Origin of the sequence: Cellulomonas hominis, from assembly GCF_005239125.1 — a bacterium.
GTDB classification, from domain to species: Bacteria; Actinomycetota; Actinomycetes; order Actinomycetales; family Cellulomonadaceae; genus Cellulomonas; species Cellulomonas hominis_A.
Map to the genome: position 1 here is coordinate 26,008 of NZ_SZYE01000013.1, position 11,368 is coordinate 37,375.

Sequence of the window (11,368 nt, forward strand, 5' to 3'; positions counted from 1 at the left end):
CCGCCCGGCTACTTCCCGTGCGGGTCCCGCCGGTTGAGCGCCGCGACCACCTGCGGGTAGTCCCCGCGCGCCTCGCCGTACCGGAGGAACTTCACGCGCTCGACCTGGATCTCGGTGGCGTCGGGCTGCGTCTCGAGCAGGTCCACCACCTCCGCGACGAACTCGTCGAGCGGCATCGCGTCCGCGTTCTCCCGGTGGCCCGGCATGAGGTCGGTCTGCACCGACGGCGGCTCCAGCTCCACCACGCGGACGCCGGTGCCGGCGAGCTGCAGCCGGATCGACTCGCTGAGCATGTGGATGAACGCCTTGCTGGCGTTGTAGGTGGGCGTGACCTGCAGCGGGGCGAACGCGAGCCCCGAGGAGACCGTGAGGATCGTGGCGTCCGGGCGGGTCTGCAGGTGCTCGACGAACGCGGCGATCAGCCGGATCGGGCCGAGCACGTTGGTGGTGACGGTCTGCTCGGCGGTGCCGAGGAACCCGGCCGGGTCGGTCCAGTCCTCGACGCGCATGATCCCGGCCATCGGGACCAGGACGTTCACCTCGGGGTGCTCGGCGATGACGCGCTTGGCGACCTCGGCCACGTCCTCCGCGTCGGAGGTGTCGATCCGGTAGGCGTGGATCCCGGGGTGCTCGGCGGTGACGCGGTCGAGCAGCTCGGTGCGGCGGCCGCCCACGATCACCTCGTTGCCCCGCTCGTGCAGGGCGACGGCCAGGGCCAGGCCGATGCCGCTCGTCGCGCCGGGGATGAAGACGGTGTTCCCGTTGATTCGCATGCTCCGAGTCTTCTGCGGCGCCCGGGGCCCCACCAGGGAGTGCTTGTCGGGGGACCGGCGATCCCTGGTTGCGGGGGCCGGTGCCCGCCGATACTGCTCGGGTGGATCGCGACGCGCTGGCCGACTTCCTGCTCCGGCACCGCGAGGCCCTGCGCCCCGGTGACGTCGGGCTGCCGCCGGGCGCCCGCCGACGCGCGCCCGGCCTGCGCCGGGAGGAGGTCGCGCAGCTCGCGGTGATGTCGACCGACTACTACACGCGGCTCGAGCAGCGTCGCGGCCCGCAGCCGAGCACCCAGATGCTCGGCTCGCTGGCCCGGGCGCTGCGGCTGACCCCGGACGAGCGGGACTACCTCTACCGCGTCGCCGGCCACAGCGCGCCCGACCGCGCGGCGCGCGAGGACTACGTCGCGCCCGGGCTGCTCCGGGTGCTGGACCGGCTCACGGACAGCCCCGCCCTGATCCTCGACGGGCTCGGCCGGACGCTGGTGCAGAACGACCTCGCCCGCGCGCTGTTCGGCCCGGTCGACGGGCTCACCGGGTGGGAGCGCAGCGCGATCTACCGCTGGTTCGCGCACCCCGGCACCGAGCGCCTGATGTACCCCGAGGAGGACCGGGACCGGCAGAGCCGCGCGCAGGTGGCCTCGCTGCGGGCGACGCTCGGGGCGGAGGGGCCGCGGTCGCGCGCCGCGGAGCTCGTGCGCGAGCTGTCGGCGCTCAGCCCCGAGTTCGTCGCGATCTGGGAGGCGCACGAGGTCGCCCGGCGGTTCGAGGACCACAAGGTGCTGGTCCACCCCCGGGTCGGCCCGATCGAGGTGGACTGCCAGGCGCTGTTCACCGAGGACGGCACCCAGACGCTCCTGGTCCTGACCGCCGCGCCGCGCAGCGAGGCCGAGAGCCGGCTCCGGCTGCTGTCGGTGCTCGGGACGCAGGAGTTCGCCGGCACGGGGCGCTGAACCCGCGCCCCCGGGTGGGCGCGGCGGCAGCGGCGGTCTGTTTGGATGGTGCCGTGAGCGACACGACCCCCACCCCGGACGCCCCCGGCGTCGCCGACCTGTCCTACGAGCAGGCGCGCGACGAGCTCGTCGCCGTCGTCTCCCGGCTGGAGGCCGGCGGGGCGACGCTCGAGGAGTCGCTCGCGCTCTGGGAGCGCGGCGAGGCGCTGGCCGCGCGCTGCCAGCAGTGGCTGGACGGGGCGCGCGCCCGGCTCGACGCGGCCCGCGCGGCCGACGGCGCCGGGGACGACGCGGGCTCCTGACGCCCGCGGCCCGACGGCTCCCCGTCGCGCCGGCCCGCGGGCCCCGGCCCGCACGCCCGCACCGCCCCTCCGCACCCCCGCTCGACCCCACCCCCCGACCCGGCACCGCCGCCGGACGCGAAGGAGTCCCATGACCGAGCAGCCCGCCCCCCGCGCCCTCGTCGTCGGGGAGGCCCTCGTCGACGTCGTGCTCCGCCCGGGCTCCGAGCCCGCCGAGCACCCCGGTGGCAGCCCCGCGAACGTCGCGATCGGTCTGGGACGGCTCGGCCGCCGGGTCGACCTGCTGACCTGGCTCGGCGACGACGCGCACGGCGACCTGGTGCGGGAGCACCTGGCCGGCTCCGGCGTGCACGTGCTCGTCGGCGACCGCGCCCCCGAGCGCACCCCCGTGGCCCGCGCCCACCTGGACGCCGAGGGCGCCGCGACCTACGAGTTCGACCTGACCTGGGACCTGCCGACCCGGTGGGAGGAGGACCCCGAGGCGCCCGTCGTCGTGCACACGGGCTCGATCGCGACCGTCATCGCCCCCGGCGGCGAGGCGGTCGCCCGGCTGCTCGCCGACCGCCGGGACGGGTCCACGATCACCTACGACCCCAACCTGCGCCCCGCGCTGATGGGCTCGCCGGACGAGACCCTGCCGGTCGTCGAGCGGCTGGTCGCGCTGGCCGACGTCGTCAAGGTGTCGGACGAGGACCTCGCCTGGCTGCACCCGGGGGTGGCGCCGGCCGAGATCGCGCGCGACTGGCTCGGCCGCGGGCCGGCGGTGGTCGTCGTGACGCTCGGCGGGGAGGGCGCGCTGGCGATCACGGCCGCCGGCGACGAGGTGCTGGTGGAGGCGCCGCGGGTGCAGGTCGCGGACACCGTCGGTGCGGGCGACTCCTTCATGGGCGCGCTGGTCGACGGCCTGTGGGCGGCGGACCTGCTCGGCGCGGACCGCCGCGAGTCGCTGCGGGCGATCGACCGCCCGACCATCGAGCGCGTCCTGGTCCGCTGCGCCCAGGTGGCCGCGATCACGGTCTCCCGCGCGGGCGCCAACCCCCCGACGTCCGCGGAGCTCGAGGCCTGACCCTGCCGCGAGGTCGAGGGTTCCGCGCCGGAGAGGGCGCGGAACCCCTCGACCTCGGCGGAGACCCTCGACCTCGGCGGGTGGGGCAGCTCGGCGGGTGGGTCAGCTCGCCTGGCGGTGGCGGCCCGCGGCGGACGCCTCGCCGTCGCCCTGCTTCTCCGCGTCGCGGTGCGCGCGCTCCAGGGCTGCGCGGCGGTCCTCCTCGGTCTCGCCGTCGATGCGGCGCGCCGCCTCGACGTCGTAGGTGAGGTTCTCCCCCGACTCCGGGTCGAAGATCAGCAGCCGCTTCGGGTCGAACCACAGCTCCGCGCGGCTGCCGTCCCGGACCCGGCTCTCCGAGCCGAGCGCGACGATCACCTGGGTGCGCATGCCCTCGCCGTCGAGGTCGCGGTCGAGCTCCTCGAGCTTCTGGGCCACGTCGGCGTGCGTCTCGAACGGGATGTAGGCGTACAGCTCGGCCCCCAGCCACTCGACCACGTCGACGTCGGCCTGGAACGTGACGCCCTTCGCGCGCTTGTCCTCGTCCAGCACCTTCGCGTCCTCGACGTGCTCGGGGCGCAGGCCGACGATGACGAGCCCCCGCCCGCCGATCTGGTCGCGGAGCGCGTCGGTCAGCGGCACCTCGCCGAACGGCAGCCTGAGGGTGTCGCCCTGCACCTCGCCGGGCAGGAAGTTCATCGGCGGGGAGCCGATGAACCCGGCGACGAACAGGTTGACCGGCTGCTCGTAGAGCGCGCGCGGGCTGGCGACCTGCTGCAGCTCGCCCTTGCGGAGCACCGCCACCCGGTCGCCGAGCGTCATGGCCTCGGTCTGGTCGTGGGTCACGTAGACGGTGGTGGTGCCGAGCCGGCGCTGCATCCGGGCGATCTCGGTGCGCATCTGGCCGCGCAGCTTGGCGTCCAGGTTGGACAGCGGCTCGTCGAACAGGAACGCGCGCGCGTCCCGGACGATGGCGCGGCCCATCGCGACGCGCTGCCGCTGGCCGCCGGACAGGTTGGCCGGCTTGCGGTCCAGGTGCTCGCGCAGCTCCAGGGTGTCCGCCGCGAACTCGACGTTGTCCTTGATCTGCTCCTCGGTGAACTTGCCCTTCTGCAGCCGCAGCGGGAAGGCGATGTTCTCGAACACCGTCAGGTGCGGGTAGAGCGCGTAGTTCTGGAACACCATCGCGAGGTGCCGGTCCCGCGGGGCCTTCTCGTTGACGACCTCGTCGCCGATCTTCAGCTCGCCGGAGGTGATGTCCTCCAGGCCGACGATCATGCGCAGCAGCGTCGACTTCCCGCAGCCGGACGGGCCGACCAGGATGACGAACTCGCCGTCCTTGATGTCGAGGCTGACGCCGTTGACGGCCGGGTAGCCGTCGCCGTACTTCTTGACGATGTCCGTCAGGGTGATGGATGCCATGTGCTCCTCCTGGGGGTCCGGGCGGTGAGGGCGTCAGCCCTTGACCGCGCCCTGGGTCAGCCCGGACACGATCTGGCGCTGGAACAGCAGCACCAGGACGACGACGGGGATGGTCACGACGACGGCGGCGGCGGAGATCGCGCCGGTGGGGTCCTCGAACTGGGACGCGCCGGAGAAGAACGCCAGCGCGGCGGGCACGGGCCGGGCCGCCTCGGTCGAGGTCAGCGAGATCCCGTACACGAAGTCGTTCCAGGCGATGAAGAACGCGATCAGCGCGGTGGTGAACACGCCGGGCGCCGCGAGCGGCACGATCGCCTTGCGGAACGCCTGCCAGGTGGTCGCGCCGTCGACCTGCGCGGCCTGCTCGAGCTCCCACGGGATCTGCCGGAAGAACGCCGTGAGCGTCCAGATGGAGATCGGGAGCGTGAGCGACAGGTACGGGATGATCAGTCCCGGCCAGGTGTCGTACAGGCCGATGTTCCGCCACAGGTTGAACAGCGGCGTGACGATCGAGATGACCGGGAAGATCGACACCCCGAGCGCGGTGGTGAGGATGAGCTTGCGCCCCGGGAAGTCGAGCCGGGCGATCGCGTACGCGGCGAGCGTGGCCAGCACCGAGGAGATCGCGGTGGCGATCAGCGAGATGCCGATCGAGTTGCGCAGCGAGGACAGGAACAGGTCCTGCGCCGAGCCGTCCGGCCCGAGGATCTGCTCGTAGTTCGTCCAGGACCACGTCGTGGGCAGGAACTTGCCCGTGCTGAGGTCGCTGGGGAGCTTGAACGACGTCGCGATGATCGACGCGACCGGGAACAGCGCGTACACCAGCACCACGACGGTGATGGCCGCCCAGGCCACCTTCTGCTTGCCGGACAGGGTCCCCATCACTTCTCCCCTCGGGCACCGGCGAGGTCGACCTTGAAGATCTTGATCGCGATGAAGCAGATGACGATCACGCAGATGAACAGCAGCACCGAGATGGCGGAGCCGAGGCCGATCTCCAGGCGCCCGATGGACGTCCGGTAGGCCAGCAGCGACAGGACGGTGGTGCCGTTGGCGCCGTTCGTCATGATGAACACGTTGTCGAAGATGCGGAACGCGTCGAGGGCCCGGAACAGGACGGCCACCATGATCGCGGCCTTCATGTTCGGCAGGACCACGCGCTTCATCCGCTGCCACCAGGTGGCGCCGTCGACCTGCGCGGCCTCCTCCAGGTCGCCCGGCACCTGCGCCAGGCCGGCGAGCAGCAGCAGCGAGATGAACGGCGTGGTCTTCCACACCTCGGAGGCGATGATGACGAACAGGCTGGTCCCGGTGCCGGCGAACCAGTTCAGGTCCTCGCTGATCCCGGGCACCCAGTCGAACCAGCTGTTCACGTAGCCCGAGCTGATGTCGAACGCGTAGAACCACGCGAACGCGGAGACGACGGTGATGATCCCGTAGGGCACGAGGATCGCGGTGCGCAGCAGCCCGCGGAGCCGGAGCACGGCCCGGTGCATCACCAGCGCGAGCGCGAAGCCGAGCACCAGCTCGATGGCGACGGTGATCACCATGATCAGCGTCGTCACCCCGAGCGACTGCCAGAACACGGGGTCGCCCAGCACCACGCCGTAGTTGCCGAGCCCGACGAACGCCCGGTCGTCCGGCGCGGTGAGCCGGAACCGGAACAGCGAGTCGTAGACGGCCTGCAGGATCGGGTAGGCGGTGACGGCCAGCATCACCACGAACGCCGGGCCGGCGAGCAACCAGCCCAGCCGGGCCTCGGCCCGGGCGCGGTCGGACTTGCGGGGCTTCGACGCCCGGTCCGGGCCGGCGCCGCGGGTGGCCCGCGCCGTCGTCCCCGCCGTGGCGCCGGTGATCTCGGTACTCACAGCAGCCGCTCCCCTCGCAGCACGGCGGTGATGAAGTCCGTGGACTCCTGCGGCGTCCGGTCCGGGTCGACCGACGCCGCCGGGTGCCACGTCTCCTGCAGCCCCTGGGACACCTCGTTGTAGTACGGGGTCTGCGGCCGCGGCGCCGCCTGCTCCAGCGACTGGCGGATGACGTCCGCCATCGGGAACGTCTCCTGCACCGTCGGGTCGTCGTAGGCGACGGTCGAGGACGGCGGGTTGCCGTCGGAGACGAAGTACGCGGCCTGGTTCTCGGGCTTCACGATGCACGCGGCGGCCTCGTAGGCCTCGTCGACGTGCTCGCTGAACGCGCCGACGCCGAGGTTGATCCCGCCGTACGGCGGTGCGGCGTCGGTGCCCTCGGTCACCTGCGGGTAGACGGCCCAGCCGACGTCGTCGAGGAACGACTGGTCGAGCGCGCCGTCCTCGACGGACGCCTGCATGGCCGGCCAGACGAACGGCCAGTTGACCATGAACGACCCGCTGTCCCCCTGGAACTGGGTGAGGGAGGCGTTCTCGTCCTGGGTGGGCAGCCCGGCGCCGCCGAGCCGGTCGGAGCCGATCTCGCCGATGATCCGGGCGGCCTCCTTGCCGGCGTCGGACTCCAGCCCGAGCTCCACGTCCTCGGCCGACGCCTCGGGGTTCTCCACGATGTGCCCGCCGGCCGACTCGACCAGGGCGTTGATCCACACCGTGTACGCCTCGGCCTTGATGCCCTGCACGCCGAGCGTCTTGTCCTGGTCGCGGGCGGCGTCCATCACCTGGTCCCAGGTCACGGGCGCGGCGGCGGGGTCGAGGCCGGCGGCCTCGGCGACCGACTTCTTGTACCAGAGCAGCTGGGTGTTGGCCCAGAACGGCACGGTGACGAGCTCGTCGCCCCAGGACGCGCCCTGCAGCGCACCCTCGGCGACGTCCTGGCTCACCTGCTCGGCGATGTCGTCGGGCACCGGCGCCAGGAACCCGGCGTTGGCCAGCTCGGGGATGAACGGCGGGTCCAGGCTCATCAGGTCGATGGACGAGTCGGACGCCGCCAGCCGCCGCGCCAGCTGCTCGCGCTGCGAGCTGGCGTCGCGCGGGAGCACCGAGACCTCGATGCGGTACGCGCCGTCGGCCTCCTCCGTGCACTGCTGGGCCAGCTTCGCCTGGCCCCCCGCGTCCGGGTTGGTGTACCAGGTGAGCACCGGGGTCGAGTCGCCCGGCGCGCACGCCGCCAGCCCCGCCCCCAGCGCGAGCACCGACACCCCGGCGATCGCCCTCGACCGTCTTCGCACGCGCACCGCTCTCCTCAGTCCGGCGCCGCGTGCGCCCCGACCTGGGGATCCGCGGCGTCTCCACGCTTCCACCCCTAGGGCTACACCGAGCCGCAGGGGTCTGCCACCGGAGCGGCGGATCGCCCGGCGCCGTCGCCCGGCGGCGGGGCGCGTGCCCGGACCTCGGTCCCTGGCACCAGGCGGGCGGTGCGACGATGGGCGCATGGCACACCCCACGACCCCCGCCGAGGCCTGGACCGCGCTGCGCGACGGCAACGACCGGTTCGTCCGCGGCGCGATGGAGCACCCGTCCCAGGGCATCGACCGCCGCGCCGAGGTCAGCACGGCGCAGCACCCGTTCGCCGTCGTGTTCGGCTGCTCGGACAGCCGCGTGGCGGCGGAGATCATCTTCGACCAGGGCCTCGGCGACGTGTTCGTGGTCCGCACGGCCGGGCACGTCCTGGACACCACCGTGATCGGGTCGATCGAGTACGGCGTCGAGGTGCTCGGCGCCTCGCTGGTCGTCGTGCTCGGCCACGACTCGTGCGGCGCGGTGGCGGCGGCCACGGCGGCGCTCACCACCGGTGAGCTGCAGCGCGGCTTCGTCCGCGCCGTCGTCGACCGGGTGATCCCCTCGATCGTGTCGCTCGCGCACGGCTCCGACGCCGAGGGCCGGCCGCGCGACCTGTCGTCGGTGGACCCCGCCGAGCTCGGCCACGAGCACGTCCGGCACACCGTCGACATGCTGCGCTCGTACTCGGTGACGCTGGCCGAGGGCATCGACGCCGGTCGCGTCGCGGTCGTCGGCGTGGAGTACGCCCTCGCGGACGGCCACGCGCGCCTCACCTCCGCCATCGGCGACATCGGCGACGTCCCCCTCCCGGCCTGACCCCCTCGCTCCGCCGCTCGCTCGCCGAGATGGCAGCTCTCGGCTGTGCCGCATCCCTCGTGCCCAGCCGAGAGCTGCCATCTCGCCGAACGGGGCGGAGGGAGGAGGGGTGTGACGTGCGCCACCCTGCGGGCAGGTGGTCGGGACCTCGGTCCCTGGCGGTGGCAGGATCGGCGGCATGAGCCTGCACGCCGACGACGACGTCCAGTACCGCATCGAGCACGACACCATGGGCGAGGTCCGGGTCCCCGCGGACGCCCTCTACCGCGCGCAGACCCAGCGCGCGGTCGAGAACTTCCCGATCAGCGGGACCGGCCTGGAGCGCGGGCACGTCGCCGCGCTCGCCCGGGTCAAGAAGGCCGCCGCCCTCGCCAACGCGGAGCTCGGCATCCTCGACGCCGCGGTGGCCCGCGCGATCGCCGACGCGGCGGACGAGGTCGCCGACGGCCGGCACGACGCGCACTTCCCGGTCGACGTCTACCAGACGGGCTCCGGCACCTCCTCGAACATGAACATGAACGAGGTGCTGGCGACGCTCGCGTCCCGGTCCCTCGGCGCCGACGTCCACCCCAACGACCACGTCAACGCCTCGCAGTCCTCCAACGACGTGTTCCCGACCTCCGTGCACGTGGCCGCCACCGACGGCGCCGTCAACGACCTGGTCCCCGCGCTGGAGCACCTGGCCGCGTCGCTGGAGCGGCTCGCCGCGAAGCACGCCGGGGACGTCAAGGCCGGCCGCACGCACCTGATGGACGCGACGCCCGTGACGTTCGGCCAGGAGTTCGGCGGCTACGCGGCCGCGGTGCGCCGGGGCGTCGAGCGGGTGCAGGCGGCGCTCCCCCGCGTCGCCGAGGTCCCGCTCGGCGGCACGGCCGTCGGCACCGGCATCAACACCCCGGCGGGCTTCCCGCAGCGGGTCATCGCGCTGCTCGCCGAGGAGACCGGCCTGCCGCTGACCGAGGCCCGGGACCACTTCGAGGCGCAGGGCGCCCGGGACGGGCTGGTGGAGCTGTCCGGCGCGCTGAAGACCATCGCGGTCAGCCTCACCAAGATCTGCAACGACCTGCGCTGGATGGGCTCCGGCCCGAACACCGGCCTGGGCGAGATCCGCATCCCCGACCTGCAGCCGGGCTCGTCGATCATGCCGGGCAAGGTCAACCCGGTGATCCCGGAGGCCGTGCTCATGGTCGCCGCCCGGGTGGTCGGGAACGACGCGACCGTGGCGTGGGCCGGCGCCAGCGGCTCGTTCGAGCTCAACGTGCAGATCCCGGTCATGGGCCAGGCGGTGCTGGAGTCCGAGCGGCTGCTGGCGGCGGCCTGCCGGGTGCTCGCCGACCGGACGGTCGACGGCATCGAGGTGGTCACCGAGCGCGGCGCGGCCTACGCCGGGTCGTCCCCGTCGATCGTCACCCCGCTGAACCGCGTCATCGGCTACGAGGCTGCCGCGAAGATCGCCAAGCACGCGGTGGCGCAGGGCATCACGGTGCGCGAGGCGGTCGTCGACCTCGGCTACGTCGAGCGCGGCGAGGTCACCGAGGAGCAGCTCGACGCGGCGCTCGACCTGCTGAGCATGACGCGCCCGAAGGCCTGAGCGACGCGACGACGCCGCCGGTCCGGGGCAGGGGGTCCCGGGCCGACGGCGTCGCGCCCCAGCGTGCCAGGTCGAGCCGTGCGGCGGGCCGGTTCCGCGGGGATTTCGTCCGCTCCCCGCACGGGGTCGGGCGCGACGTCACCCGGGGTGGTGACGGCCGGTCGCACCTCGGCCGCGCCGTCGTCCGCCCGCACCCCTGGGCGGCCGGGGCGGGGCCGCGGGGCCGTGCGGCCCGCTCAGGCCCCGCCCTCGACCCGGACCAGCACCCGGGACAGCAGCGCGGCGAGCGCCTCCGCCTCGTGCGCCGCCAGCCCGCCGAGGGCGTCCGCCTCCCGGGCGAGGTGCTCCGGCATCAACCGGTCGACCGCGGCGCGGCCCTCGGCCGTCAGCTCGAGCAGCACGCCCCGGCGGTCCCGGTGCGGGATCGCGCGGGCCACCAGCCCCGCCCGCACCAGGGTGTCCGCGCGCTTGGTGATCGCGGCCGGGGACGCGGCGGTGATCGTCGACACCTCGGCGGCGCGCAGCGCGCGGCCGGCGCGGCGCAGCGCGCACAGCACGTCGAACTCGCCCCGGGTCAGGCCCGCCGCGGCGAGCGCCGTCTCCGCCCGGGCGTCGAGCAGCGCGGCGATGCGGGTGATCCGGCCGGCCACGGCGATCGGCGCCACGTCGAGGCCGGGGGCCTCGCGCTCCCAGTCCGCGCGCAGGCGGTCCACGCTGTCCACGCGGCCACCCTACCGAGCGTGAGTTGCTTCACGAATCATTTACCCGTGAACGATTCGGTGGGACGATGTCCGGGTGCACCGCCTGTCCCTCGTCGCCGCCCTGCTGCACCCGTCCCAGCTGAGCGCCGCCGTGCGGCCGCACCGCGGCGGGCCGAGCACCCGGGACTCCCTGGGCGGCGCGATCCGGTGCGGGGCGAGCGTCACGCTCGCCTTCCTGGTGGTCGCGGCCGTCGGCCGGCTCGACCTCGCCGGCTACGCCTCGCTCGGCGCCCTGGCCTCCCTCTACGGGCGGTCGACCGGGTACGCCTGGCGGCTGCGGCTGATGGCGCTCGTCGGCGGCGCGCTCACCGTCGCGGTGGCCGCGACGTCCGCCCTCGCTGCCGCGGCCGCCCCGGTCGTCGCCGAGCTCGTCCTGCGTCACCGGCCGCGAGCCGAGCACCAGGGTGGCGCCGGCGCGCACCGCGGCGGCCGCGAAGTCGTGGCCGTCGGCGTGCTCGCCGGGCAGCGCCACGAACAGCGAGCCGGGCTGGACCTG

General features: G+C 74.0%; 11 protein-coding genes and 1 pseudogene. 5 read left to right on the plus strand and 7 right to left on the minus strand.

The annotated features are described in order from the left end of the window. Nucleotides 1–8: 8 nt before the first annotated feature. A complete protein-coding gene (locus FA014_RS03490; protein ID WP_154728320.1) occupies nt 9–773 on the minus strand; it encodes an SDR family oxidoreductase in 765 nt (254 codons plus the stop codon). 101 nt (nt 774–874) lie between these two features. Here FA014_RS03490 and FA014_RS03495 point away from each other — a divergent pair, with 101 nt between their 5' ends. The 3 genes from FA014_RS03495 to FA014_RS03505 all read left to right on the plus strand — a co-directional run bounded on the left by FA014_RS03495 (nt 875) and on the right by FA014_RS03505 (nt 3,094). Then, nucleotides 875–1,726, plus strand: a complete 852-nt coding sequence (locus FA014_RS03495; RefSeq protein WP_154728321.1) for a helix-turn-helix transcriptional regulator — start codon at nt 875–877, stop codon at nt 1,724–1,726. 53 nt (nt 1,727–1,779) lie between these two features. Continuing rightward, nucleotides 1,780–2,028, plus strand: a complete 249-nt coding sequence (locus FA014_RS03500) for an exodeoxyribonuclease VII small subunit (RefSeq protein WP_154728322.1) — start codon at nt 1,780–1,782, stop codon at nt 2,026–2,028. A 130-nt stretch (nt 2,029–2,158) separates the two neighbouring features. After that, a complete protein-coding gene (locus FA014_RS03505; RefSeq protein WP_154728323.1) occupies nt 2,159–3,094 on the plus strand; it encodes a carbohydrate kinase family protein in 936 nt (311 codons plus the stop codon). A gap of 102 nt (nt 3,095–3,196) precedes the next feature. On the opposite strand, the gene FA014_RS03510 is transcribed toward FA014_RS03505, so the two are convergent. Genes FA014_RS03510 through FA014_RS03525 form a run of 4 tightly spaced genes read right to left on the minus strand, consistent with a single transcriptional unit; the run spans nt 3,197 to nt 7,652 of the window. Beyond that, nucleotides 3,197–4,495, minus strand: coding sequence for an ABC transporter ATP-binding protein (locus tag FA014_RS03510; RefSeq protein ID WP_154728324.1), 1,299 nt, complete (start codon nt 4,493–4,495; stop codon nt 3,197–3,199). 33 nt (nt 4,496–4,528) lie between these two features. Beyond that, nucleotides 4,529–5,377, minus strand: coding sequence for a carbohydrate ABC transporter permease (locus tag FA014_RS03515; protein WP_154728325.1), 849 nt, complete (start codon nt 5,375–5,377; stop codon nt 4,529–4,531). Next, on the minus strand, nt 5,377–6,363 hold the full coding sequence (locus tag FA014_RS03520; protein ID WP_230322835.1) for a carbohydrate ABC transporter permease: 987 nt from the start codon (nt 6,361–6,363) through the stop codon (nt 5,377–5,379). The genes FA014_RS03515 and FA014_RS03520 overlap by 1 nt, the downstream gene beginning before the upstream one ends. Continuing rightward, on the minus strand, nt 6,360–7,652 hold the full coding sequence (locus FA014_RS03525; RefSeq protein WP_230322837.1) for a sugar ABC transporter substrate-binding protein: 1,293 nt from the start codon (nt 7,650–7,652) through the stop codon (nt 6,360–6,362). Before FA014_RS03525 ends, FA014_RS03520 begins: the two co-directional genes overlap by 4 nt. A 202-nt stretch (nt 7,653–7,854) precedes the next feature. Here FA014_RS03525 and FA014_RS03530 point away from each other — a divergent pair, with 202 nt between their 5' ends. Both FA014_RS03530 and FA014_RS03535 read left to right on the plus strand, forming a co-directional pair. Then, nucleotides 7,855–8,520: a carbonic anhydrase gene (locus tag FA014_RS03530; protein ID WP_154728327.1), complete on the plus strand. Its 666-nt coding sequence runs from the start codon at nt 7,855–7,857 to the stop codon at nt 8,518–8,520. A 178-nt stretch (nt 8,521–8,698) separates the two neighbouring features. Next, on the plus strand, nt 8,699–10,111 hold the full coding sequence (locus FA014_RS03535; protein ID WP_154728328.1) for a class II fumarate hydratase: 1,413 nt from the start codon (nt 8,699–8,701) through the stop codon (nt 10,109–10,111). Nucleotides 10,112–10,347: 236 nt separating this feature from the next. On the opposite strand, the gene FA014_RS03540 is transcribed toward FA014_RS03535, so the two are convergent. Both FA014_RS03540 and FA014_RS03545 read right to left on the minus strand, forming a co-directional pair. After that, a complete protein-coding gene (locus FA014_RS03540; protein WP_154728329.1) occupies nt 10,348–10,833 on the minus strand; it encodes a MarR family winged helix-turn-helix transcriptional regulator in 486 nt (161 codons plus the stop codon). Nucleotides 10,834–11,248: 415 nt separating this feature from the next. Next, a pseudogene (locus tag FA014_RS03545) lies at nt 11,249–11,368 on the minus strand (Mur ligase domain-containing protein); the annotation flags it as partial.

Excerpts from the sequence above, each read along its gene's own strand:
- FA014_RS03490 (WP_154728320.1), bottom strand. The coding sequence starts at position 773 with ATGCGAATCAACGGGAACACCGTCTTCATCCCCGGCGCGACGAGCGGC.
- FA014_RS03505 (WP_154728323.1), top strand. The coding sequence starts at position 2,159 with ATGACCGAGCAGCCCGCCCCCCGCGCCCTCGTCGTCGGGGAGGCCCTC.
- FA014_RS03510 (WP_154728324.1), bottom strand. The coding sequence starts at position 4,495 with ATGGCATCCATCACCCTGACGGACATCGTCAAGAAGTACGGCGACGGC.
- FA014_RS03515 (WP_154728325.1), bottom strand. The coding sequence starts at position 5,377 with ATGGGGACCCTGTCCGGCAAGCAGAAGGTGGCCTGGGCGGCCATCACC.
- FA014_RS03530 (WP_154728327.1), top strand. The coding sequence starts at position 7,855 with ATGGCACACCCCACGACCCCCGCCGAGGCCTGGACCGCGCTGCGCGAC.
- FA014_RS03535 (WP_154728328.1), top strand. The coding sequence starts at position 8,699 with ATGAGCCTGCACGCCGACGACGACGTCCAGTACCGCATCGAGCACGAC.